Origin of the sequence: Erwinia sp. STN24 (assembly GCF_041320675.1) — a bacterium.
In the GTDB taxonomy this organism is placed as follows: domain Bacteria; phylum Pseudomonadota; class Gammaproteobacteria; order Enterobacterales; family Enterobacteriaceae; genus Erwinia; species Erwinia aeris.
Genome location: NZ_JBGGPM010000005.1, coordinates 42,347 through 66,895 on the forward strand (window position 1 = coordinate 42,347; position 24,549 = coordinate 66,895).

The window sequence follows — 24,549 nt, forward strand, 5'->3', positions numbered from 1 at the left end:
CGACTACCGCGCCGATCCTGCAGAGGATCGGCGCGTTATCTTTTGCTCTAACGCCTGGAAGTTATCAGGGGGATTCAAGCCGGTAGAAAGGATTGTTTTGTCGCTGCTTCTCTGCGAAAGACGCAATCCTAATCGGAACCGACTTTTATAATGTCGCCATTCTGGCCTAAGCGATAATTATCGCCATCGTATGCTGTGAAAGTCGTACCAAAATTCCTGCTTTTATCCACGGAAAAAACAGCATCCTTTTCGATGCAATTTATTTTTATTTTCATATCATCAAAACAAAGCCTGTCATATTTTCCTTCTTCTTTATAACCCTCACCGAAATTCCAAAAAATAACAGTAAAATAGCCAGAGGATGAGGGGTTAGGAATGTTATACTTTTCTTTCAGTGTATCTTTATTTTTTAGCCACCAGTTTATTTTCCCCATATCGGTCTGCGGGAAATTCCTGACTAAAACATAGCTATGATTACCATTATCATGAACTGCGATAACTTCCACCGGACGCAGTGATAGCCAAAGCCAGTAACCAGGCAATACGCAGACAGCCAGAGCGAGCAAGGCAATAAGACTCCTTTTCTTTACTCTCATTTGCGATCTCCAGTAATTTCTATGACGGCTTCCATGTTGGTCATAAAAGGCTTAAAACCAAACTGGTTGTATCGCTGCAACACAAACCAGATACGAAAGAAGCGGAACAGGTTGAAGCTGAATTTTGATATATCGTCAACATCCAGGCCAAAGTGATCCTGGATTCTGTAATGCACCACCGCCCGATAACTACCATCATCAACCTGTAGCGATTTGATAGTGATGTGTGTTGCCCAGGTGTCGTGGACAGTTATGCCCATACCATTAAAACTATCCTGAATGCGGTCGAATTTGGGGAGTTTTCCTTCAAGAATAGCTTTTCGCAACTCCTCTTTATCTTTTGCCGGATAACATTTATTTTTCCAGTCAATATATTTTTCAATAGCCTCACCTAACCGTAAGCGAATGCTGTTTGGTGTGTTATCGGACAAAATATGCTCCTTCAGCGCCCTGTTCAGGCTCACACTGCTGAAAGGTGAACCTTTGCCGTGTTGCATGTGGGTAATCATCTCTTCGGCCAAATGGCGGTAAGGCCCATATACCGAGAACAAGGGGGAACGCTCCCGAAACTCATCAAACAGGATCGCCGCGCACTGCTGGCGGGTAATTTTCTCGCCAGCTCCACGGGAGCCGTAAAACATAGACTGTGGCTGATTAAACGGGGTGATTTTCGTCAGGGTATAAGGATTGGCTTTGGCAGACACATCTACCAGCCCGTAATAGGATTTTAACCGTGCTTCGGTCAGATCGCCGCAGCGCATATCACTGGCGCTGTAATCGTCCATCCGCTTTTGGGTTTTGAATAGAGTGCAGGGGAATTGCAGTCCGGCCATCGTGGCACACTCCTTGTGTTAGCGTCCGTTGCATTCTTTACAGGGGATAATACGCGGTGAAAAGCCAGAGAATAAACGCTGTGCGGCTTCCCTGTCTGAATTCGGATTTTTGGCCGTTTCGGGCAGAGAAAATAGCGGATGTTCTAATCTACTCTTTGTCCGTTGACGGCACATGCTTCAGCCGGGAAGCTGAAGTGGAACATTGAAAAGGGGCGCGCGCGGCGGCCTGCTGTACGTGTTCGCCGATCGGGATGCGGGCTTTGCCAACAGCGAAGGGATGCGTATTATCCCGCTGCCGCACGTGGAAGAGATTATCGCGCCAATCTTCTACACCGTGCCGCTACAGCTGCTCTCTTACCACGTCGCGCTGATTAAAGGCACCGACGTTGACCAGCCGCGCAATCTGGCGAAATCGGTCACGGTAGAGTAACCGACTACCGCGCCGATCCTGCAGAGGATCGGCGCGTTTTTAAAGCTATTTCACTTTGTTGTTAACCTCATCCAGCGTCCTTTTCAGATCGCTGATTTGATCCTTAAGGCTCTGCACGGTGGCTTGCGTTTCCCTGTTTGCCCGGTCTTTTTCCTCTACGCTTTTTTTCAGCTCCTGGAGCTGTTTATCCAGTTTCTTCGTTTCTTCCTGCTGCTCAAGCTTTTCAAGCCTCTCCTGCTGCTGCGTTACCTTCTCCTGCAACGTCTTGTTAGCGTCAATAAGAGCTTTTATGTCACCAATCTGAAAAGAGCGGGAAAAACCTTTACTGTAATCGGAATAGGCAACCAGGTTATCTCTGTCTGACAGGTAACCATCGCCTGATAATAATGGTGGTTGCTCATTTGCCTGCGCCAGCCCAGCTGTGGCGGCCAGCAGCAGGCTGCCAATAATCACTTTTGCTGTGTATTTCATAAAAATTTCCCTTAATAACGTATTTCATTCCATAAACGAGAGCGAAAATTAATCGTCCTCCATCGCGTTTTCGGCTTTGATATTAGCCCACTCAGGGCCGCTAAATATTGGATAAAAAATGAATTTTATGCAGAGAAAAGTCAGCGCAACGAATGGACGGCGCTTCCGGAAGATACACGACGTCGATTCGGAAGCCGGGTCACGCAACTGCCGCGCGCGTTGCTGGCGTAGCGAAGTAACAACAGGGCGATTGCAAAGGCGATCAACTCTTTTCTGGAATGTCTGTATAAAAGATGTTCGTCACAAAACTGTCATATTGTGTACATTTTACTGTCATCAAACTGTCCTATTTTGCCTCCAGCAGCAATCATTAATCATACTAAAACAGTATAAAGACTGACTTTATCCCCTGGAGGGAATATGACACTGATGCAAAAAAACCTGGCTCGTTTGGTGGCTGTTACGCTGTCGCTGAGCGCGGTTTCCGCTTTTGCCGCCGACAACCTGACGGGCGCGGGCGGGACTTTCCCGGCGCCGGTCTATAACAAATGGGCGGCCGAGTACAACAAAGCAACAGGCGCGCAGATTAACTACCAGGGGATCGGTTCTTCCGGCGGCGTAAAACAGATTATTGCTAAGACCGTCGACTTCGGCGCGTCCGACGCGCCGATGAAAGAAGAAGATTTGCAGAAAAACGGCCTGTTCCAGTTTCCAACCGTGATTGGCGGCGTGGTGCTGGCGGTGAACATTCCCGGCGTAAAATCCGGCGAACTGACGCTGGATGGCAAAACCGTTGGCGATATCTACCTCGGTAACGTAAAGAAATGGAACGATCCGGCCATCACTAAGCTGAACCCTGGCGTCAAACTGCCGGATGCCAATATCAACGTGGTGCGCCGCGCTGACGGTTCCGGCACCTCCTTTGTATTCACCAGCTATCTGGCGAAGGTGAACAGCGACTGGAACAGCAAAGTTGGCAAAGGCAACACCGTTAACTGGCCAACCGGCCTGGGCGGCAAAGGCAACGACGGCGTAGCCGCTTTCGTGCAGCGTCTGCCTGGCTCGATTGGCTATGTGGAATACGCCTACGCCAAACAAAACAACCTGGCCTATACCAAGCTGCTGGATGCCGACGGCAAAGCCGTTGCGCCAGGCGAACAGAGCTTCAGCGACGCGGCGAAAGGCGCGGACTGGAGCAAATCCTTCGCGCAGGATCTGACCTACCAGAAAGGCGATAACGCCTGGCCAATCACCTCCACCACTTTTATTTTGATGCACAAAGATCAGGCCAACGCGGAGAAGGGCGCAGCCGTACTGAAGTTCTTTGACTGGGCCTATAAAAACGGCGCCCAGGTCACCACCAGCCTGGACTATGCCGCGCTGCCGGACTCCGTCGTAGAGCAGATCCGCGCCGCATGGAAAACCAATATTAAAGACAGCTCGGGCAAAGCGCTGTACTAAGCTGACTAAACGGCTATAAGTTTCGGGCGGCCGCTGTGCCGCCCAAAAACGTTCACTATCGGGAATTTTATGGCTACATCCAGGCCGACATTCAAGGCTCCCGGCAAGCAGGGTGACCTCATTTTTGGCGCGCTGGTCAAGCTGGCCGCGCTGATTGTCTTACTGCTGCTCGGCGGCATTATTGTCTCGCTCATCGTCTCTTCCTGGCCCAGCATTCAGAAATTTGGCCTCTCCTTTCTGTGGACCAAAACCTGGGATGCGCCTAATGAACAGTTCGGCGCGCTGGTGCCGATTTACGGCACGCTGGTGACCTCTGCTATCGCGCTGGTTATCGCCGTGCCGGTCAGCTTTGGCATCGCGCTGTTTCTCACCGAACTGGCACCAAACTGGCTGCGTCGTCCTTTAGGCGTGGCGATCGAGCTGCTGGCCGCCATCCCCAGCATCGTTTACGGCATGTGGGGGCTGTTTATCTTCGCTCCGCTGTTTGCCACTTATTTTCAGACGCCGCTGGGCGAGCTGATGGCCAACGTGCCTATTGTCGGCTCGCTGTTCTCCGGCCCGGCTTTTGGCATCGGCATTCTGGCTGCCGGGATTATCCTGGCGATCATGATCATTCCTTATATCGCCTCGGTGATGCGTGACGTTTTCGAGCAGACCCCGGTGATGATGAAAGAGTCCGCTTACGGCATCGGCTGCACCACCTGGGAAGTGATCTGGCGCATCGTGCTGCCGTTTACCAAAAACGGCGTGATCGGCGGCATTATGCTGGGGCTGGGGCGCGCGCTGGGCGAAACCATGGCGGTGACCTTTATTATCGGTAATACCTACCAGCTGGACAGCGCTTCGCTGTTTATGCCGGGCAACAGCATCACCTCCGCGCTGGCAAACGAATTCGCCGAAGCGGAATCGGGCGTGCATACCGCCGCGCTGATGGAGCTGGGGCTGATCCTGTTTGTGATCACCTTTATCGTGCTGGCCTGTTCAAAGCTGATGATTATCCGCCTGGCGAAAAGTGAAGGAGCACGCTCATGAGCATGATAGCCATGCAGTCCCGCGCGGAGCTGGAAGCCTCCCGCCGTAAAATGCAGGCGTGGCGGCGGATGAAAAACCGCATCGCGCTGACCCTTTCCCTGCTGACGATGGCGTTTGGCCTGTTCTGGCTGATTTGGATCCTTTGGGCGACCATCGCGCGCGGCGTGGACGGCATGACGCTGGCGCTGTTTACGGAAAACACGCCGCCGCCCAATACGGCCGGCGGCGGTCTGGCTAACGCCATTATGGGCAGCGGCCTGCTGATTTTCTGGTCGACCATCGTGGGGACGCCGCTGGGCATCATGGCCGGTATCTATCTGGCGGAATATGGCCGTAAAGGCTGGCTGGCGGAAACGATCCGCTTTATCAACGATATCCTGCTTTCCGCTCCCTCCATCGTGGTCGGCCTGTTCGTCTACACGCTGGTGGTAGCGCAGATGCAGCACTTTTCTGGCCTGGCGGGCGCGGTGGCGCTGGCACTGTTGCAGATCCCCGTGGTTATTCGCACCACGGAAAATATGCTGAAGCTGGTGCCGGACAGCCTGCGCGAAGCGGCATACGCGCTGGGTACGCCGAAATGGAAAATGATTTCGGCCATTACGCTGAAGGCTTCGATATCGGGCATTCTTACCGGCATCCTGCTGGCGATAGCGCGTATCGCCGGGGAAACGGCGCCGCTGCTGTTTACCTCGCTCTCCAACCAGTTCTGGAGCACCGATATGCTGCAGCCGCTGGCTAACCTGCCGGTGACGATTTTTAAATTCGCCATGAGCCCGTTTGCCGAATGGCAAAGCCTGGCCTGGGCAGGCGTGCTGCTGATTACCGTCTGCGTGCTGATTTTAAATATTCTGGCGCGCGTGATTTTTGCCAAAAGCAAACACTGATCTAACGCGCGGCTGCGGCGGCGCGTATAAGCGAGAAAAAGAATGGCTGACAACACTTCCGGCAATATGATCCAGGTTCGTGATTTGAACTTTTACTATGGAAAATTTCATGCGCTGAAGAATATCAATCTGGATATTGCTAAAAACCAGGTCACCGCTTTTATCGGCCCGTCGGGCTGCGGTAAATCGACGCTGCTGCGCACGTTTAACAAGATGTTTTCGCTCTATCCGGAACAGCGCGCGGAAGGCGAGATCCTGCTGGATGGCGAAAACATCCTGACCGCCAGCCAGGATATCGCCCTGCTGCGCGCGCGCGTCGGCATGGTGTTCCAGAAACCAACGCCGTTCCCGATGTCGATTTACGATAACATCGCTTTCGGCGTGCGCCTGTTCGAAAAACTTTCCCGTGCCGAAATGGATGAGCGCGTACAATGGGCGCTGACCAAAGCAGCGCTGTGGACGGAAACCAAAGACAAGCTGCAGCAGAGCGGCTACAGCCTTTCCGGCGGCCAGCAGCAGCGCCTTTGCATCGCTCGCGGCATTGCTATTCGGCCGGAGGTGCTGCTGCTGGACGAGCCGTGCTCCGCGCTGGATCCTATTTCCACTGGCCGTATCGAAGAGCTGATCACCGAGCTGAAGCAGGATTACACCGTGGTAATCGTCACGCATAACATGCAGCAGGCCGCGCGCTGTTCCGACCATACGGCCTTTATGTATCTGGGCGAGCTGATTGAGTTCAGCGATACGGATACGCTGTTTACCAAACCGCACCAAAAACAAACCGAAGACTATATCACTGGCCGCTATGGTTAAGTTGACTGGAGAAACGCATGGATAATCTCAATCTGAATAAACATATCTCCGGGCAGTTCAACGCCGAGCTGGAGCACATCCGCACCCAGGTGATGACGATGGGCGGCATGGTGGAAAAACAGCTGACGGACGCCATCGTCGCGATGCACAACCAGGATGCCGAGCTGGCGCAGCGGGTGATCGATGGCGACCAGAAGGTCAACATGATGGAGGTGTCGATTGACGAGGCGTGCGTGCGCATTATCGCCAAGCGCCAGCCGACCGCCAGCGACCTGCGTCTGGTGATGGCGATCATCAAAACCATTTCCGAGCTGGAGCGCATTGGCGACGTGGCGGAAAAAATCAGCCGCACGGCGCTGGAAAAATTTGGCCAGCAGCACCAGTCGCTGCTGGTAAATCTGGAATCGCTGGGCTATCACACCATTCAGATGCTGCACGACGTGCTGGATGCTTTTGCGCGCATGGATCTCAATGCGGCTATTGAAATCTATCGGGAAGATAAAAAGGTCGACCAGGAATATGAGGGCATCGTGCGTCAGCTGATGACCTATATGATGGAAGATCCGCGCACCATTCCCAGCGTGCTGACCGCGCTGTTCTGCGCGCGCGCTATCGAGCGTATTGGCGATCGCTGCCAGAATATCTGTGAAATCATCTTCTATTTCGTGAAAGGTCAGGACTTCCGTCACGTTGGCGGCGACAAGCTGGACGAGCTGCTCACCGGCGAAAGTGACGACAAGCCGGTCTGACCATCGCGCTGCCGGTCTGACGCTTTAAGTTGGTCTGGCGGCGCTCGTAATTTATACTTGCCGCACTTCACACCGGCAAGGAACTCCCGTGATGCAACAAAAAAAAGGCGTAACGCCAGGCAAAGCGATGCTGGCGGCGATCAGCGGCTACGCAATGGACGGCTTCGATCTGCTGATCCTCGGGTTTATGCTGCCCGCCATCAGCCTTTCTCTGGCGCTCGATCCCTCGCAGGCAGGCTCGCTGGTCACCTGGACGCTGATTGGCGCGGTGATCGGCGGCGTCGTGTTCGGCCATCTCAGCGACAAGCTGGGCCGGATCCGCGTGCTGACCTTTACCATCCTGATGTTTTCCGTGTTTACCGGGCTTTGCGCCTTTGCGCAGGGCTACTGGGATCTGCTGGCGTACCGCACGCTGGCGGGCGTGGGGCTGGGCGGCGAGTTTGGCATCGGCATGGCGCTGATTGCCGAAGCCTGGCCCGCCAACAAGCGTAACCGCGCTTCCGCCTGGGTCGGCATCGGCTGGCAGCTTGGCGTGCTGCTGGCCGCTTTTATTACCCCGCTGCTGTTAACCTACATCGGCTGGCGCGGCATGTTCCTGGTCGGGCTGCTGCCTGCCGCCGCATCATTTTTTATCCGGCGCGGCCTGGGCGAGCCGGAAGGCTTTACGCGGCATGTGGATGTCCATCAGGGCTTATCGTTCGCCGCCAGGCTGAAGCTGCTGTGTAAAGATGCCGCCACGACTAAGGCCAGCCTGGGGATTTTTATCCTGTGCTCGGTACAGAACTTTGGCTACTACGGCTTGATGATTTGGATGCCGGCTTACCTTTCCAGCCGCTTTGGCTTCTCGCTGACCAAATCGGGGCTGTGGACGGCGGTCACGGTCGTGGGCATGACGTTGGGTATCTGGCTGTTCGGCATGCTGGCCGATCGCTTTGCCCGCTGGAAGATTTTCCTGCTTTATCAGGCTGGTGCGGTCGTGATGGTGGTGGCATACGCCCAGCTACGCGATCCGATGATGATGCTGTTTGCGGGCGCCGTGATGGGGATGTTCGTCAACGGCATGATCGGCGGCTACGGCGCGCTGATCTCAGACACCTATCCCGTGCAGGTCAGAGCTACGGCGCAAAACGTCTTATTTAACCTGGGCCGCGGCGTCGGCGGTTTTGGCCCGCTGGTTATCGGACTGCTGGCGATGCAGTTCTCCTTTACGGCAGCGATTACGCTGCTGGCGCTGATTTACCTGCTGGATATCTTCGCCACGCTGTTTTTACTGCCGAAAAAGCAGGGCAGCGAAGATACGCTGGGCGCGATCGGCTAAACGGTGTCCGCGCCGCCTGGCGCGGAGTGCCTGCTCAGCGCGTCAGTTGCCAGCCTTTTTGCCGCCACAGCTCCGGCAGCTGCGCCATATCGTCAAAAGGCGTCACCAGCGGATGATCCAGCGGCCTGTTGTGGGCGTCCGCGCAGTAATAGAACACCGGGATACCCGCCGCGATGCCTGCTTTGGCGCCCGCTTCGGAATCATCCACCAGGATGCACTGCGCCAGCGGGATCGCCATCTGTTCCGCCGCGTATGCCATCAGCGCGGGATCGGGCTTCCAGCGTGAAATCGTATAGCCGCTGTACAACCGGTCATCAAAATAGTCGAGCATCCCGGTTAATCCCAGCGAATGCTGCATTTTCGGCACGGTGCCGTTCGATACCACGCACATCGGCACGCTAATCTGCGCCAGCAGGGCTTTCGCGCCCGCAATCGGCTGTAGCTGTTGCTCAAAAAGGCGCGCCACTTCCTGACGGTAAGCCGGCTCCAGCTCCGTGACATCGGCGCTGAGATGATGTTCAGCGGTCACGTCGGCAATAATGTCATAGAGCTTTACGCCCTTATATTTTTCAAACATCTCCTGCAGCGACAGCTCGACGCCGTAGCGCGCAAACGTATTGACATAGGCCTGGGTACAAAGCAGCTCGCTGTCCACCAGCGTGCCGTCGCAATCAAAAAAGATACAGCTAACAGACATCGGTTCATCCTTAACGAAGGGGCGTGCTTTTACTTTACGCGTGGAAAGGTAAAACGCGACCGGAAAAGATGAATTTTACGTTAACGGCGCTGAAGTCAGGGCTAACAAGGCGCAATCGGTTGCGAAAAAACTCTGGCGCCGTCTGGCAAATTAAAATTTATCGTTTAGGATAGCCGACGATAACTTTTCTCCGTTTTGGAATCTTATATGAACAACTCAGGTCTACTGCAGCGGATCTTCAAACTACAGGAACACGGCACGACGGTGCGTACGGAAGTGATTGCCGGTTTTACCACCTTCCTGACCATGGTCTATATCGTGTTCGTGAATCCGCAGATCCTCGGCGTGGCGGGCATGAATACCCAGGCGGTATTCGTGACGACCTGCCTGATCGCCGCCGGAGGCAGTATTCTGATGGGGCTGGTCGCCAACCTGCCGGTAGCGCTTGCGCCCGCAATGGGCCTGAACGCCTTTTTTGCTTTCGTGGTCGTCGGCGCGATGGGCGTCTCCTGGCAGACCGGCATGGGCGCCATCTTCTGGGGCGCCGTAGGGCTGCTGTTGCTGACCCTTTTCCGCATTCGCTACTGGATGATTTCCAATATCCCGGTCAGCCTGCGCGTGGGTATTACTGCCGGTATTGGCCTGTTTATCGCGATGATCGGCCTGAAAAACGCCGGGATCGTGGTGCCCAATAAAGAAACGCTGGTGGCGGTAGGCGATCTGACCTCCCACAGCGTCCTGCTGGGCGCGCTGGGCTTCTTTATTATTGCCGTGCTGGCTTCCCGCAATATTCATATTGCAGTGCTGGTTTCCATTGTGGTGACTACGCTGATCGGCCTGGCGCTGGGCGACGTGAAGTATGGCGGCGTGTTCTCTATGCCTACGGGCATTACGTCCATTCTGGGCGAAGTCGATCTGAAAGGGTCGCTGAACGTCGGCATGGCGGGGATCATCTTCTCCTTTATGCTGGTAAACCTGTTTGACTCTTCTGGCACGCTGATTGGCGTAACGGATAAAGCGGGCCTGACCGATGAAAAAGGCACGTTTCCGCGCATGAAGCAGGCGCTTTACGTCGACAGCATCAGTTCGGTAGCGGGCGCTTACATCGGTACTTCTTCCGTTACCGCCTATATCGAAAGCTCCTCCGGCGTTTCTATTGGCGGACGCACGGGCCTGGTGGCCGTGGTGACGGGCGTGCTGTTTCTACTGGTGATGTTCCTGTCGCCGCTGGCGGGCATGGTGCCGGCTTACGCTGCCGCAGGCGCACTGATCTACGTAGGCGTGCTGATGACCTCCAGCCTGGCGCGCGTCAAGTGGGACGACCTGACCGAAGCGGTGCCGGCCTTTGTTACCACCGTGATGATGCCGTTCAGTTTTTCTATTACCGAAGGGATTGCGCTGGGCTTTATTTCTTACTGCGTGATGAAGCTGGGCACGGGCCGCTGGCGTGAAATTTCGCCGTGCGTCATCGTCGTGGCGATCCTGTTTGTGTTAAAAATTGTCTTTATCGACGCGCACTAATCTGAACGGGCCGCTGGCCCGTTTTTTTTCGCCGCGCTAAAGCGCGATTGCTTTTTCCGGCGGCAGGCTCACCAGCCGCAGCGCGCGCGGCCCCATCTTCTGTCCCGTGGCAGGAATATCCTGCAGGCCTTTCCAGCGCGCGTTGTCCACTTCCCACAGCGAGAGCCGCTCACAGCCCGATGAATGGGCGCAAGACCAGATAATCAGCGGCTCAACGTCGGAAAAGGCTTCTGTCTGCGGCTGCAACAGCGAGCGTAGCCGCCCGGACGCGGGATGCAGCCTCAGCGAATCTTTTTCCGGGTTATCGGACAGCTTTAGTATGCTTTGCCGCATCGTCCAGAGCTGGGTGGCCGCCTCATCGGGATCGGTCTGGGCCAGTATCCAGGCTTTTTCGGCCGGAGAAATTTCACGTGAATATCGCTCCAGCGTCTGGCGGCTGTGGGCGCGGACGATTTCCATATCCAGCCCGACGCTGCCGTCTTCTCCGGCCAGCAGTACACCAACGATATTGCCTGCGTAGGCGATGCTGAAATCGGGCAGCTGCGCATCGGCAAAGTGGGGACGTCCGTTTGGTGAGAGCCGGATTTCAGGCAGCGGCGAAATGCCATAAAGGCGCAGCAGCATTTCCGCCAGCAGCATACGGGCCACCAGAAAGCGCGTCCGCCGTCTTTCCGGTAGGTTACTGGCGCTTTCTGTTATCTGTTGAGAAAGCTGGTGTACCGGGACGCGGGTATCCGTCAGGATCCAGCGTGCGAAATGGCTGGCCATCTGTCGCTCCGTGAAAATGGGTGAAAACGCGTTATTATTGTAAGAATTTTCTTAGCGCGTGACACGTAACTTTCCCGTTTTACCTCTAAATTAGGATTAATATTAACGAATGCGCGTGTGGTTCTCATCGTCAATATTCTTTTTACATGGCTTTTTAATATCTTCATTGTCTTATTTAAGTTTAATAATTTCCTGTAATGCCAATATATAATTGCTAAAGGGAGTGCAGAAGAATTCCAATAAATTAGTGTAGTAGAATTAAATATTGTTGTTATTTTCAATTTTAAATTGAAGTTGATTGTCGTACGGGAAATAGTGTACTTTCCTCTGCCAGGCACGGAAGGCCGGATTTTATTCACTTCATCAGTAAGTGCTAATAAATCTTTTATAATCAAACGCTAAGAATGTTATGGAAAACAAACCTTTATTTCGCATGGAAGCGGTGCAGCATCTGAAGACGAAATGGCTGGGTAAGGCGTTGTTAACCTCCGGCTATCCCGCCTGGGCCGTCGCTCTGGCGTCAATGCTGTTCTTTATTTTGCTGCTGATGTTTATTCTTTACGGCACCTTTACCCGCCGAATTAACGTCAACGGCGAGGTGATCTCGTTGCCGCACGCCATCACCATCCTTGCACCACAGCAGGGGTTTATTACCAAAACCTGGGCTGAAACCGGGCAGCGCGTAAAAAAGGGCGCTCGGCTTTATCAAATCGACGTCAGCCGGATTACCTTGACCGGCAACGTCAGCGTCCGTTCGATCGCTGCGATTAATCAACAGATTGCGCTATCGGAAACGATTATCGCCCGGCTTCAGAAAAACAAAGCGGCCACGCTGAAGAATTTGCAGCATCAGCTGGCGCAGTACCAGGCGGCGCATCAAAAATCGCAGACGCTGATTTTTGAAGCCGGAAACGGCCTGAGCGAAATGCGGAAAAGCATGACGAGTTACGGTGATTACTTACGTAAGGGTTTGATTAACAAAGAGCAGTTTGCCAATCAGCGCTATCTTTTTTATCAGCAGCAGAATGCCTGGCAGAGCCTGAATACGCAGGTTATTCAGGAAGCTTTGCAGATTAGCAGCCTGGAGAGCGAGCTGCTGACCAGGGGGATCGAATATGACAACCAGATTTCGCAATATCAGGCGCAGCGCAGCGATCTGATGCGCCAGCTGGCGGAGGTGGACGCCAGCGGCACGCTGTTTATTACCGCGCCGAGCGACGGCAAAATTGAAAATATGAGCGTGACGGAAGGGCAAATGGTCAGCCCTGGCGACAGCCTGGCCCAGCTGACGCCCGCCAGCAGCAACCGTTATTACCTGATGCTGTGGCTGCCCAACACCAGCATGCCCTATGTCCATCCTGGCGACGCCATCAACCTGCGTTATGAAGCGTTCCCCTTCGAGAAATATGGCCAGTTTCCGGGCCGCATCCTGTCCATTTCCAACGTGCCGGCTTCCTATCAGGAAATGGGCAAGTACAACACGCTTCCGCGCACCGACGGCGTCATCGAACCCTATTACAAGGTAATCGTGTCGCTTGAAGAGAGCCGCTTCAGCTATCAGGGCAAGCCCCTGGCGCTCTCCAGCGGCATGAAAGCGCAGGCCACGCTGTTTCTGGAAAAACGGCCTCTCTGGCAGTGGATGCTGTCGCCTTACTATGACCTCAAAAAAAGCATTAGCGGGCCTGTAAATGAACGATCCTCTGTTTGACACTCTCCTGCGTCGGCTGAATTTCAGCTTTCGGCGCAAAGTGCCGGTCGTGTTGCAAACCGAAGCGGCAGAATGCGGCCTGGCCTGTCTGGTCATGGCCTGCCGCTATCACGGCATGGATATTGACCTGTTTAATTTGCGCAGCCGATTTGGCATCTCTTCACATGGCGCTACGCTGGCCGTGCTGATCGACATCGGCAGGCAGCTGAAGCTGAAAACGCGACCGCTGGCGCTGGATCTGGACGAGCTGAAACAGCTGAAAACGCCCTGTCTGCTGCACTGGGATATGAGCCACTTCGTGGTGCTGGTTGCCGTTAAAGGCTCGCGCTTTATCCTGCACGATCCGGCCTTTGGCCGGCGTGTTGTCGGGCTGGCGGAAATGTCCCAGCACTTTTCCGGCGTGGCGCTGGAAGTTTGGCCAGACAGCGAGTTCTCCCGCATTAAACAACGCAGCAGCCTGAGCTTTACCACGATGATGAAAAACGTCAGCGGGCTGCCGGGCTTCCTGGCCAAAATCTTCTGCCTTTCGCTGGTGATAGAAGCGGTTAACCTGCTGATGCCGGTAGGCACGCAGCTGGTGATGGATCATGTGATTATCGCGGAAGACCACGATTTGCTGTCGCTGATCTGTATCGGGCTACTGGGCTTTATCCTGTTCCGCGCCTTCGTCAGTATGCTGCGCGCCTGGACATCGCTGGTGATGGGATCGCTGATCGACGTACAGTGGAAAGCGGGCATGTTCGATCATTTGCTTAATCTGCCGCTCAACTATTTTGAGAAGCGCAAGCTTGGCGATATTCAGTCCCGCTTTGGCTCGCTGGACGTGATCCGCAACACGTTAACCAGCAGCCTGGTGAACGGCATTATCGACTCGCTGATGTCGATTGGCGTGTTTATCATGATGTTCCTGTACGGCGGCTGGCTGGTATGGGTCGTGCTGGGCTTTACGGCGCTGTATATGCTGCTGCGCCTGGCGACCTGGCAGCGCTATCGGCAGGCGCAGGAAGAGCAGATTGTGAAAGGCGCGCGGGCCAGCTCGCATTTTATGGAAAGCCTTTACGGCATCGGCACGTTAAAAGCGCTGGGCATAACCGCCAAGCGAGCGCAGTTCTGGCTGAATCTGAATATCGACACCACCAACGCTAATATTCGCCTGACCCGACTCGATCTGCTGTTTGGCGGCGTAAACACGTTTATCAGCACCATCGACCAGGTAGTGATCCTGTGGCTTGGCGCCTCGATGGTGATCGATGGTCAAATGACGCTGGGTATGTTTGTCGCCTTTAACGCCTATCGCGGCCAGTTTTCCGACCGGGCCGCCAGCCTGATCAATATGGTGCTACAGCTGAAAATGCTGACGCTGCACAGCGACAGGGTAGCGGACATCGTCTTTACCGACGCGGAAGAAAGCCAGCCGGGCCGGGCGCTGGTCGCCTCGGGCGAACCGGCCAGCTTTGAGGCGCGCGGCGTCACCTATCAGTATGACAAACTGTCGAAACCGATTTTCAGCGGGCTGAATATCATCGTCGAGGCCGGCGAGAGCGTGGCGATTGTCGGGCCTTCCGGCATTGGCAAAACCACGCTGATGAAGGTCATGTCCGGCCTGCTGGCGCCTGCCGAGGGCGAAATCCTGATCAACGGCCTGAATATCAACAATATCGGGCTGAATAACTATCGGGAATGTATCGCCTGCGTATTGCAGGAAGACAAGCTGTTTGCCGGATCCATCGCTGAGAACATCGCCAGCTTTGACGGCGAGAAGGATATGGAGCGTATTATCCGCTGCGCCATGGACTGCAATATTCATGAGGAAATTAGCGCGATGCCGATGGGCTACGAGACGCTGATTAGCGAGCTGGGCGGCAGCCTGTCGGGCGGACAGAAGCAGCGCTTGCTGATTGCCCGAGCCTTATATCGACGGCCCAACATCCTGTTTCTGGATGAGGCGACCAGCCATCTGGATCTGGCTAACGAGGCGCATATCAATGCTTCCGTGGCGGCGCTGAAAATCACCCGGATCTTTATCGCGCACCGGCCTTCGACTATCGCCAGCGCGGACAGGGTGATTGAGCTGTAAGCTTTAGCAAAAAACGCCTGTAATTACAGGCGTTTTCTATGTTGCCCTTATTCTAAGGTAATCGCTTTTTTGATGTTATTGACCTGAAACTGCAAATCTGTGCCGGGGATTTTAGACCCGACAGCAAACGGATTAACATAGTTTCTCAACGCCGAATAGGGCGCTGTTGACATAGCGGTTCTGACAATTTTAAAGGGAACGGAAAGTTCAACCTCCGTATAGGTACCCACTGTGCCGCCGCTGGTATAGGCATAGGTAGAAACTTTTTTCCCCGTAGGGATATTAACGGGGGCTGCTCCCGGCTCGGTATCGCCGTAGCCAACATAAATGGTCAGCCCATACCCCAACTCGCCTGCAGCATTACGTTTGAAGTAGACTTCCGCGTCTTGCCCATACTGCTTAAGCTGATCTAACGCACAATTAAATTTTACGTCCATTTTTCCGCTATAGATTACGGTGTCGACAGGCGTATCTGCCGATAATTTCAAGCCTAATGTTTTTAAATTAAGCGCTGTTATCGTACTCGAATTTTTACAATTTAGCGTCGTGTCATCAGCTGCACAGGCCGTCATAGTAACAGAGCAAAAAAATAGTGCGGCCAGGCCATTAATGAAGGTTTTTTTCATGAGGATTGTCCTTAATATATCATATGGAAAATTTATCTTTATTTGTAAGGTGTTTTTAACTTATTCTTCCCTATAAAATACAGCCTCCTTTCTTTATGAGTATTCTATGTAATTCATTGTTTTTATTGTATAAATACAATAAAAATATTAATTTCTTTCTTTATATTAATAAATTATCCCGGCGGTATCTCACCGCTTTGTCTGGCCTGAATGCATAAGTGAAGCTGATGCAATAATAATTACTTTAACGCTAAAAAATTGCGACATTCGTCTGAGTAATGGTAAAAAATTATTCTGTCTTAATGAGTGAAAGTAAAAAGATATAAGTTCAGGTGGGAGTGAAATATAAATAAAAACGGTGCCCACAGCAGGAGCACCATTTTAAATGATTATTTACCAATACAAAAACTGGAGAAAATCCGTCCCAGCAGATCGTCGGAGGTGAACTCGCCGGTGATCTCGCTTAACGCCTGCTGCGCGACGCGCAGCTCTTCCGCCAGCAGCTCGCCCGCTTTGGCGCCCAGCAGCTGCTCTTTGCCCTGAAGTAAGTGAACGGCCGCTAACTCCAGCGCCTGAAGATGGCGACGGCGCGCCAGGAAGCCGCCTTCGGTATTGCCTGCAAAGCCTATCGTTTCCTTCAGATGCTCGCGTAGCACCTCAACGCCTTCACCCGTACGCGCGGAGAGACGAATAAGTGAGTGATCGTTTACTTGCGTCAGCCCCAGCGTTTCGCCTGTAACATCCGCTTTGTTGCGCACCACGGTAATCGGCAGGCTGGCGGGCAGACGGGCGATAAAGTCCGGCCAGATTTCCGCCGGTTCGGTCGCGCCGGTGGTGGTGCCGTCAACCATAAACAGCACGCGGTCGGCCTGCTCGATTTCATGCCAGGCACGCTCAATACCGATCCTTTCCACCTCGTCGCTGGCTTCGCGCAGCCCGGCGGTATCGATAATATGCAGCGGCATCCCGTCGATATGGATATGCTCACGCAGCACGTCACGCGTGGTACCGGCAATGTCGGTAACGATGGCCGCTTCACGGCCCGCCAGCGCGTTGAGCAGGCTGGATTTTCCGGCGTTGGGGCGGCCGGCAATCACCACCTTCATGCCTTCGCGCAGCAGGCTGCCCTGACGCGCTTCGGCGCGCACGCCGTCCAGATCGGCTATCACCTGATTCAGCTGGGCTTCGATTTTGCCGTCCGACAGGAAGTCTATCTCCTCGTCGGGAAAATCAATCGCGGCTTCCACGTAGATGCGCAGGTGAGTAAGTGCTTCCACCAGCGTGTTGACGCGTAGCGAAAAAGCGCCCTGAAGCGAGTTCAGCGCCGAGCGTGCCGCCTGCTCCGAACTGGCGTCAATCAGATCGGCAATAGCCTCCGCCTGCGCCAGATCGAGCTTGTCGTTAAGGAAGGCGCGCTCGGAGAACTCGCCGGGACGAGCGATACGCACGCCGGGAATAGCCACAATGCGCTTCAGCAGCAGATCCAGAATTACCGGCCCGCCGTGGCCCTGCAGCTCCAGCACGTCTTCGCCGGTAAAGGAATTCGGGCCGGGGAACCAGAGCGCAATTCCCTGATCCAGCGTGGTGCTATCGGCGTCGCGGAAGGGCAGATAGTCGGCGTAGCGGGGCTTCGGCAGCTTGCCCAGCAGCGCCTGGGCCACCTCGGCGGCTTTGGGGCCGGAAACGCGCAGAATACCCACGCCACCGCGGCCTGGCGGCGTCGCCTGGGCGACGATAGTCTCGCTATGACTCATGTTCGACTCTCTTTTTAAGGCAAAAAAATAAGGCGGTCAGTTGACCGCCTTATGATAACCCTTGTCCGCGCCGTTGGCGACGGGACGTCGGTTAAGCTTTTTTCTTGTCGCGGCTGTGCAGACCGCGTTTTTCCAGCCCGCGGTAGATCAGCTGCTGCTGCAGAATGGTCACCAGGTTGCTGACGATGTAGTACAGCACCAGACCAGACGGGAACCACAGGAAGAACACGGTGAAGATAACCGGCATAAAGGTCATGATCTTCTGCTGCATCGGATCGGTCACGGTGGTCGGCGACATCTTCTGAATGAAGAACATCGTTACGCCCATCAGGATCGGCAGGATGTAGTACGGGTCCTGAGCAGAAAGGTCATGGATCCACAGCGCGAACGGCGCATGACGCAGCTCGATAGAGCCCATCAGCATGTAGTACAGCGCAAGGAAGATCGGCATCTGGATAACCAGCGGCAGACAGCCGCCCAGCGGATTCACCTTCTCTGCTTTATACAGCGCCATCATTTCCTGGCTCATGCGCTGCTTGTCGTCGCCTAAGCGCTCGCGCATCGCCTGAATCTTCGGCTGCAGCATACGCATCTTAGCCATCGAGGTGTACTGCGCTTTGGTCAGCGGGTACATGATGCCGCGCACGATAAAGGTGATGACGATAATGGAGAAGCCCCAGTTACCGATAAAGCTGTGCAGGAACTTCAGCAGCTTAAACAGCGGCTGAGAGATAAACCACAGCCAGCCGTAGTCCACGGTCAGATCCAGGTGTGGGGCGATAGCCGCCATTTTATCCTGAATTTCCGGGCCAACCCACAGCGTGGCGTTGAGGTTCTGCTGCGCGCCTGCCGCAACGGAAACCGGCGTAGACTTGTAGCCTACCGCAGCGATGCCGTTACCCAGATTGCTGGTGTACAGCGTGTTGGCGCCGTTGGTGCGCGGCACCCAGGCGGTAGCGAAGTACTGCTGCAGCATCGCCACCCAACCGTTGTTGGTATTGACGCTCAGGTTTTCGTTATCGCTGATTTTATCGAACTTGTACTTCTCGTAGTTGGTCTCACTGCTGGAGTAAGCCGCGCCACGGAAGGTGTGCAATGCAAAGTTATTGCTGCCGGTATCGCGATGCTTAGGCAGATCGATAGTCTGCTTCAGCTGGCCGAACATCGCCACTTCCAGCGGCTGCTGGGTAGTGTTGTTGATCTGGTAATCGACGTCGATGGCAAACTCGCCGCGCTTCAGCACGAAGGTTTTGGTATAGGTCGCGCCGTTTTCCGCCGTAAAGGTCATTGGAATACGCAGCTCGCTCGCGCCGTCAGCCAGCTCAAAGCTGTCCTGGGTCGTGGTGTAAAGCGGGCGGGCGCCGTTGGCCGGGTTATCCGGGCCGTTGCGTCCGGTCAGGCCGCTTTGTGCCTGATAGAGAAAGCCTGGCGAGGTTTCCAGCAGCTGGAAAGGCTGTGAAGAACCCAGTTTGTCCGGGTAAGTCAGCAGCTGCGCCTGCTCAATATCGCCACCGCGAGTATTGATCTGTAAAGACAGGACGTCAGTCTTAACGGTGATCGTTTTGCCCTGGCCGCTGGCGGGTACACCCTGGTTTGCGGCATCACCGGCTGCTGTCGTGTTTTGCGTGGTCTGGGTTTGCTGCGGCTGCGGAGCATGGTCCGTCTGCCAGGTCTGCCAGATCATAAAAGACACGAACAGAAAAGCGATGAGAAAAAGATTGCGTTGCGAATCCATCGTTAATGTTCTCAGTTATCGTCGGTTTTTGGCGGCACCGGATCGTCACCACCCGGGTTCAAAGGGTGGCATTTTAATACGCGTTTCATCGTCAACCAACTGCCTTTTACCACACCAAACCTGCGCAATGCCTCAATACCGTATTGCGAACAGGTTGGGTGGAAACGACAGTGGGGTCCTAAAAGCGGGCTGATCGCGCGTTGATAAACGCGGATCAGCGCAATCAGGAGCCGCGAGCCAGGCGACAGTGACGACGCCACATCTTCTCCAACGCTTCCATCAGCGCACGGTTATCCAGATCGGCCACGCCTTTTTTCGCCACCACTACAAAATCCATAGCGGGCAGGTCGTGCTGACGCAGACGAAAGCTTTCGCGGGTCAATCGCTTGATCCGGTTGCGTTCATGCGCGCGCTTAACATGTTTTTTGGCGACGGTAAGACCGATGCGGGGATGCCCCAGCGAGTTAAGGCGGCCGAGGATGGTGATTTGCGGCGTACCGGCTCTTTGTGGCTGCTGGAAGACGAAAGTGAAATGAGTGGGAGTTAACAAACGTAACTCCCTGGGAAATGCGAGCTTAACCACTCAGCGGTTAGCTTTTATTACTTAGAAACGGTCAGACGTGAACGGCCTTTAGCACGACGACGTGCCAGAACCTGACGACCATTTTTTGTTGCCATACGAGCACGGAAACCATGTGAACGGTTGCGCTTCAGTACGGACGGTTGAAAAGTGCGTTTCATGGCGATTTCTACCTAAACTTGGAAAATTTCACTTAGTGACGCGCTTGAAAGGTCCGAAAACCAACCGACGCCTCAGTGTATCTTTAATAAAGAGGCGGGATTGTAATAATTGTACAGTCCGGAGTCAATTTACTTCGCTTTTAAAGGCGCGTCTGGATATCCCGTTCGACCGCAAAACCAGCCGGTACGGGCCAGAGCGCAACACGCCGGGGCACGAATTATACGGCCTCTGTCGTAAAGCGCAAGGATCGTTCAGGATCTTCCGCCGATCTTATTGCAAGCGCGTTGCGTAAATAACGTGACGGCGCCTTAAATTTTCATCTTATGCGCAGGATCCTGAATGTCTTTTGAGCGCGAACGAGTAAACTTGTCCCTGCGCGCTTTGCCCTGTGGATAAATTGGAACAAAACTGTGTAGAAAGTGAAGATCTCTGCTGCGCTTTGCGCTATGATCCGCCCTTCCGTTAGCGATCCTTCGGGTCAGTCAGCGGCGGAGAAACCGCGGACAGCGGTTCGTATGTGCGTCATCTGCATGCGTCAACAATGATGAATTTATCGCTTCAGCGCCTTTTTTCTTATCGAATATTTTCGAGTGGAGTCCGCCGTGTCACTTACGCTTTGGCAACAGTGTCTTGCCCGTTTGCAGGATGAACTACCTGCCACCGAATTCAGCATGTGGATACGTCCGCTCCAGGCTGAATTGAACGACAACACCCTGGCCCTGTATGCACCAAACCGCTTTGTGCTCGACTGGGTTCGTGACAAATACCTTAACAATATCAATGCGCTGCTTAATGATTTTTGCGGCGCCGATGTGCCGCTGCTGCGCTTTGAAGTCGGCAGCAAGCCGGTAACGCGTCCGGTCAGCCAGCCGGTGATGAGCAGCGCCAGCGCGCCGCCGCCGATGAACCGACCGGCACCGGTACGTCCAAGCTGGGACAGCATGCCTGCGCCTGCGGAACTGTCGTATCGTTCAAACGTGAACACCAAGCATAACTTCGATAACTTCGTTGAAGGTAAATCGAACCAGCTGGCGCGTGCGGCCGCTCGTCAGGTCGCCGACAACCCCGGCGGCGCCTATAACCCTCTGTTCCTCTATGGCGGCACTGGCCTGGGGAAAACTCACCTGCTGCATGCTGTGGGTAACGGCATTATGGCGCGCAAGCCCAACGCCAAAGTGGTCTATATGCACTCGGAACGTTTTGTGCAGGACATGGTGAAGGCGCTGCAAAACAACGCCATTGAAGAATTTAAGCGCTACTACCGTTCGGTAGACGCGCTGCTGATCGATGATATTCAGTTTTTCGCCAACAAGGAGCGCTCGCAGGAGGAGTTTTTCCACACCTTCAACGCGCTGCTGGAAGGCAATCAGCAGATCATCCTGACGTCGGATCGCTATCCTAAAGAGATCAACGGCGTCGAAGATCGTCTGAAATCCCGCTTTGGCTGGGGCCTGACGGTGGCGATCGAGCCGCCAGAGCTGGAAACCCGCGTGGCTATCCTGATGAAAAAGGCGGATGAAAACGATATTCGCCTGCCGGGCGAGGTCGCCTTCTTTATTGCCAAGCGCCTGCGGTCCAACGTGCGTGAGCTGGAAGGCGCGCTGAACCGCGTGATCGCCAACGCCAACTTTACCGGCCGCGCCATCACCATCGACTTTGTGCGTGAAGCGCTGCGCGATCTGCTGGCGCTGCAGGAAAAGCTGGTCACCATCGATAATATCCAGAAGACGGTGGCGGAATATTACAAGATTAAGGTAGCCGACCTGCTTTCCAAGCGGCGTTCGCGCTCCGTCGCGCGTCCTCGCCAGATGGCGATGGCGATGGCGAAAGAGCTGACCAACCACAGCTTGCCGGAAATCGGCGACGCTTTCGGGGGTCGTGACCATACTACGGTGCTGCACGCCTGTCGCAAGATCGAGCAGCTGCGTGAAGAGAGTCACGATATTAAAGAAGATTTCTCAAATCTAATCAGAACATTATCTTCCTGACGCTATGAAATTTATTGTTGAACGTGAGCAGTTACTTAAACCTTTACAGCAGGTCAGCAGCCCGCTGGGCGGACGGCCGACGCTGCCGATCCTCGGCAACCTGCTTTTACAGGTTAACGACGGCAGCCTGCTGCTGACGGGAACGGACTTAGAGATGGAAATGGTGGCCCGCGTCGCGTTGACGCAGGATCACGAGCCGGGCGCGACCACCGTGCCCGCGCGTAAATTTTTCGATATCTGCCGCGGGCTGCCTGAAGGCGCAGAGATCACGGTGATCCTGGATGGCGAAAGAATGCTGGTGCGCTCCGGCCGCAGCCGCTTCTCGCTTTCCACGCTGCCGGCCAGCGACTTCCCGAACCTGGACGACTGGCAAAGCGAGGTGGAATTCACGCTGCCGCAGGCCACGATGAAGCGCCTGATCGAAGCCACCCAGTTTTCTATGGCCCATCAGGACGTACGCTACTACCTGAACGGGATGCTGTTTGAAACGGAAGGCGAAGAGCTGCGCACCGTCGCCACCGACGGCCACCGTCTGGCGGTTTGCTCGATGCCGGTAGGCCAGTCGCTGCCCAATCATTCGGTGATCGTGCCGCGTAAGGGCGTGATTGAGCTGGTGCGCCTGCTGGACGGCGGCGAGACGCCGTTACAGGTGCAGATCGGCAGCAACAATATTCGCGCGCACGTCGGCGACTTTATCTTCACCTCCAAGCTGGTGGATGGCCGCTTCCCGGACTATCGTCGCGTGCTGCCGAAAAACCCGGACAAAACGCTGGATGCCGGCTGCGATCTGCTGAAGCAGGCTTTTTCGCGCGCGGCAATCCTCTCTAACGAGAAGTTCCGTGGCGTTCGCCTGTATATCAGCGAAAACCAGCTGAAAATCACCGCCAACAACCCGGAACAGGAAGAAGCGGAAGAGATCCTGGACGTCACTTATGGCGGCACCGATCTCGAAATCGGCTTTAACGTCAGCTACGTGCTGGACGTGCTTAACGCGCTGAAGTGCGAAAACGTACGTCTGCTGCTGACCGACTCCGTTTCCAGCGTGCAGATTGAAGACGCGGCCAGCCAGTCGGCGGCCTATGTCGTCATGCCAATGCGTTTGTAGTAAAATTATCGGGCTGACTTGGTCCGGCGCCCGCCGCCCTCGCGTGCTTTCACGCGGCGGCGGCTCGCCCGCACCGTAACGCTCTGGCCTTGTATAACAGCACGTGCCGTTTTATCCGATCTACTGCCCGCGGAATGACTCCACTTATGGCTTTAACCCGCCTGCTTATCAAAGATTTTCGCAACATTGAAAATGCCGATCTGGCGCTGGCGCCCGGCTTCAACTTTCTGGTCGGCGCTAACGGCAGCGGCAAAACCAGCGTGCTGGAAGCGATCTATACGCTGGGCCACGGCCGCGCTTTCCGCAGTTTGCAGGCAGGCAGAGTGATCCGCCACGAGCAGGACGCTTTTATTCTGCACGGCCGCATTGAAGGGGCCGAGCGTGAAACCACCGTCGGCCTGACCAAAAATCGTGCGGGCGACAGCAAGGTGCGGGTTGACGGCACCGATGGTCATAAAGTGGCCGAGCTGGCGCAGATGCTGCCGATGCAGCTGATTACGCCGGAAGGCTTTACGCTGCTTAACGGCGGCCCGAAGTACCGGCGCGCCTATATCGACTGGGGTTGTTTTCATAACGAACCGGGCTTTTTCACCGCCTGGAGCAACCTGCGGCGGCTGCTGAAGCAGCGCAACGCGGCGCTGCGCCAGGTCACGCGCTACCAGCAGATCCGCGCCTGGGATCAGGAGCTGGCGCCGCTGGCGGAGCAGATAAGCCAGTGGCGCGCCGCCTACAGCGAAGCCATTGCTGAGGATATCACCGCCACCTGCGCGCAGTTTCTGCCTGAGTTTGCGCTGAATTTCTCTTTCCAGCGTGGCTGGGATAAAGAAACGGACTATCGCGATCTGCTGGAGCGTCAGTTTGAGCGCGATCGCGCCTTAACCTACACGGCCAGCGGCCCGCACAAAGCGGACTTCCGCATTCGCGCCGACGGCACGCCGGTGGAGGATCTGCTGTCGCGCGGCCAGTTAAAGCTGTTGATGTGCGCCCTGAGGCTGGCGCAGGGTGAGTTTCTCACCCGACAGAACGGGCGACGCTGCCTGTATCTGATAGATGATTTTGCCTCCGAGCTGGATGAGATGCGGCGCCACCTGTTGGCATCGCGCTTAAAGGCCACTCGGGCCCAGGTTTTTGTCAGCGCTATTAGTGCCGATCATGTGTTCGATATGGCTGACGAAAAGGGCAAGATGTTCCACGTGGAACAGGGTAAAATAGCGGTTCAACCTGAAGATTAAACGAGCGAG

Annotated in this window: 23 protein-coding genes and 1 pseudogene; 13 read left to right on the forward strand and 11 right to left on the reverse strand. The window is 54.9% G+C overall.

The features are described 5' to 3' along the window. Positions 1-128: 128 nt before the first annotated feature. Together ACA373_RS16820 and ACA373_RS16825 are read right to left on the reverse strand one after the other, a co-directional pair. Positions 129-596 carry a DUF943 family protein gene (locus ACA373_RS16820; RefSeq protein WP_370734846.1) on the reverse strand — a complete coding sequence of 156 codons (468 nt, stop codon included), beginning with the start codon at positions 594-596 and terminating at the stop codon, positions 129-131. After that, positions 593-1,429 (reverse strand): YPO3983 family protein, encoded by an 837-nt coding sequence (locus ACA373_RS16825; RefSeq protein ID WP_370734847.1) that lies wholly within the window; start codon positions 1,427-1,429, stop codon positions 593-595. Before ACA373_RS16825 ends, ACA373_RS16820 begins: the two co-directional genes overlap by 4 nt. A 186-nt stretch (positions 1,430-1,615) precedes the next feature. Here ACA373_RS16825 and ACA373_RS16830 point away from each other — a divergent pair. Continuing rightward, positions 1,616-1,859, forward strand: a pseudogene (locus ACA373_RS16830) (glutamine--fructose-6-phosphate aminotransferase); the annotation flags it as partial. Positions 1,860-1,904: 45 nt separating this feature from the next. Here the strand turns inward: ACA373_RS16830 and ACA373_RS16835 are convergent. Next, positions 1,905-2,330 carry a hypothetical protein gene (locus tag ACA373_RS16835; protein WP_253456821.1) on the reverse strand — a complete coding sequence of 142 codons (426 nt, stop codon included), beginning with the start codon at positions 2,328-2,330 and terminating at the stop codon, positions 1,905-1,907. A 420-nt stretch (positions 2,331-2,750) separates the two neighbouring features. On the opposite strand from ACA373_RS16835, the gene pstS reads away from it, so the two are divergent. From pstS to ACA373_RS16865, 6 genes are all read left to right on the forward strand, one after another. Beyond that, positions 2,751-3,791 (forward strand): phosphate ABC transporter substrate-binding protein PstS, encoded by a 1,041-nt coding sequence (gene pstS, locus ACA373_RS16840; protein WP_301251589.1) that lies wholly within the window; start codon positions 2,751-2,753, stop codon positions 3,789-3,791. Between the two features lie 69 nt (positions 3,792-3,860). Then, positions 3,861-4,823 (forward strand): phosphate ABC transporter permease PstC, encoded by a 963-nt coding sequence (gene pstC, locus ACA373_RS16845; protein WP_253456815.1) that lies wholly within the window; start codon positions 3,861-3,863, stop codon positions 4,821-4,823. Next, a complete protein-coding gene (pstA, locus tag ACA373_RS16850; protein ID WP_253456812.1) occupies positions 4,820-5,707 on the forward strand; it encodes a phosphate ABC transporter permease PstA in 888 nt (295 codons plus the stop codon). The genes pstC and pstA overlap by 4 nt, the downstream gene beginning before the upstream one ends. Positions 5,708-5,749: 42 nt before the next feature. Then, positions 5,750-6,520 carry a phosphate ABC transporter ATP-binding protein PstB gene (pstB, locus tag ACA373_RS16855; protein WP_125289188.1) on the forward strand — a complete coding sequence of 257 codons (771 nt, stop codon included), beginning with the start codon at positions 5,750-5,752 and terminating at the stop codon, positions 6,518-6,520. Positions 6,521-6,537: 17 nt separating this feature from the next. Continuing rightward, positions 6,538-7,269, forward strand: coding sequence for a phosphate signaling complex protein PhoU (gene phoU / locus ACA373_RS16860; protein ID WP_253456809.1), 732 nt, complete (start codon positions 6,538-6,540; stop codon positions 7,267-7,269). A 91-nt stretch (positions 7,270-7,360) separates the two neighbouring features. Beyond that, positions 7,361-8,587 carry an MFS transporter gene (locus tag ACA373_RS16865; protein WP_301251615.1) on the forward strand — a complete coding sequence of 409 codons (1,227 nt, stop codon included), beginning with the start codon at positions 7,361-7,363 and terminating at the stop codon, positions 8,585-8,587. Between the two features lie 34 nt (positions 8,588-8,621). On the opposite strand, the gene yieH is transcribed toward ACA373_RS16865, so the two are convergent. After that, positions 8,622-9,284 (reverse strand): 6-phosphogluconate phosphatase, encoded by a 663-nt coding sequence (gene yieH, locus ACA373_RS16870; protein WP_253456803.1) that lies wholly within the window; start codon positions 9,282-9,284, stop codon positions 8,622-8,624. Between the two features lie 207 nt (positions 9,285-9,491). On the opposite strand from yieH, the gene ACA373_RS16875 reads away from it, so the two are divergent. Continuing rightward, the gene (locus ACA373_RS16875) at positions 9,492-10,805 is read left to right on the forward strand and encodes an NCS2 family permease (protein WP_125289191.1); all 1,314 of its coding nucleotides are present in this window, start codon (positions 9,492-9,494) and stop codon (positions 10,803-10,805) included. Between the two features lie 36 nt (positions 10,806-10,841). On the opposite strand, the gene ACA373_RS16880 is transcribed toward ACA373_RS16875, so the two are convergent. After that, positions 10,842-11,573: a 4'-phosphopantetheinyl transferase superfamily protein gene (locus ACA373_RS16880; RefSeq protein ID WP_253456800.1), complete on the reverse strand. Its 732-nt coding sequence runs from the start codon at positions 11,571-11,573 to the stop codon at positions 10,842-10,844. 409 nt (positions 11,574-11,982) lie between these two features. Between ACA373_RS16880 and ACA373_RS16885 the strand changes: the two genes are divergently transcribed. Both ACA373_RS16885 and ACA373_RS16890 read left to right on the forward strand, forming a co-directional pair. Beyond that, positions 11,983-13,281 carry an HlyD family secretion protein gene (locus ACA373_RS16885; RefSeq protein WP_370734848.1) on the forward strand — a complete coding sequence of 433 codons (1,299 nt, stop codon included), beginning with the start codon at positions 11,983-11,985 and terminating at the stop codon, positions 13,279-13,281. Further along, on the forward strand, positions 13,262-15,358 hold the full coding sequence (locus ACA373_RS16890) for a peptidase domain-containing ABC transporter (protein WP_301730564.1): 2,097 nt from the start codon (positions 13,262-13,264) through the stop codon (positions 15,356-15,358). The genes ACA373_RS16885 and ACA373_RS16890 overlap by 20 nt, the downstream gene beginning before the upstream one ends. Positions 15,359-15,405: 47 nt before the next feature. Here ACA373_RS16890 and ACA373_RS16895 read toward each other — a convergent pair whose 3' ends face one another. From ACA373_RS16895 to rpmH, 6 genes are all read right to left on the reverse strand, one after another. Continuing rightward, positions 15,406-15,984, reverse strand: a complete 579-nt coding sequence (locus ACA373_RS16895) for a hypothetical protein (RefSeq protein ID WP_253456791.1) — start codon at positions 15,982-15,984, stop codon at positions 15,406-15,408. Between the two features lie 389 nt (positions 15,985-16,373). Continuing rightward, positions 16,374-17,738: a tRNA uridine-5-carboxymethylaminomethyl(34) synthesis GTPase MnmE gene (gene mnmE / locus ACA373_RS16900; RefSeq protein WP_370734849.1), complete on the reverse strand. Its 1,365-nt coding sequence runs from the start codon at positions 17,736-17,738 to the stop codon at positions 16,374-16,376. Positions 17,739-17,829: 91 nt separating this feature from the next. Continuing rightward, positions 17,830-19,473: a membrane protein insertase YidC gene (gene yidC, locus ACA373_RS16905; RefSeq protein WP_125289196.1), complete on the reverse strand. Its 1,644-nt coding sequence runs from the start codon at positions 19,471-19,473 to the stop codon at positions 17,830-17,832. 11 nt (positions 19,474-19,484) lie between these two features. Then, positions 19,485-19,733 carry a membrane protein insertion efficiency factor YidD gene (yidD, locus tag ACA373_RS16910; protein ID WP_125289197.1) on the reverse strand — a complete coding sequence of 83 codons (249 nt, stop codon included), beginning with the start codon at positions 19,731-19,733 and terminating at the stop codon, positions 19,485-19,487. Then, on the reverse strand, positions 19,697-20,056 hold the full coding sequence (gene rnpA / locus ACA373_RS16915; RefSeq protein WP_125289198.1) for a ribonuclease P protein component: 360 nt from the start codon (positions 20,054-20,056) through the stop codon (positions 19,697-19,699). Before rnpA ends, yidD begins: the two co-directional genes overlap by 37 nt. Before the next feature lie 17 nt (positions 20,057-20,073). Then, positions 20,074-20,214 carry a 50S ribosomal protein L34 gene (rpmH, locus tag ACA373_RS16920; protein ID WP_003849659.1) on the reverse strand — a complete coding sequence of 47 codons (141 nt, stop codon included), beginning with the start codon at positions 20,212-20,214 and terminating at the stop codon, positions 20,074-20,076. Positions 20,215-20,817: 603 nt separating this feature from the next. Here rpmH and dnaA point away from each other — a divergent pair. From dnaA to recF, 3 genes are all read left to right on the forward strand, one after another. After that, positions 20,818-22,203: a chromosomal replication initiator protein DnaA gene (gene dnaA / locus ACA373_RS16925; RefSeq protein WP_253456786.1), complete on the forward strand. Its 1,386-nt coding sequence runs from the start codon at positions 20,818-20,820 to the stop codon at positions 22,201-22,203. Positions 22,204-22,207: 4 nt separating this feature from the next. Further along, a complete protein-coding gene (gene dnaN, locus ACA373_RS16930) occupies positions 22,208-23,308 on the forward strand; it encodes a DNA polymerase III subunit beta (RefSeq protein WP_253456783.1) in 1,101 nt (366 codons plus the stop codon). A gap of 146 nt (positions 23,309-23,454) precedes the next feature. Beyond that, entirely contained in the window at positions 23,455-24,540 is a 1,086-nt protein-coding gene (recF, locus tag ACA373_RS16935; RefSeq protein WP_370734850.1) for a DNA replication/repair protein RecF, read from the forward strand. The last annotated feature ends 9 nt before the right edge of the window (positions 24,541-24,549 follow it).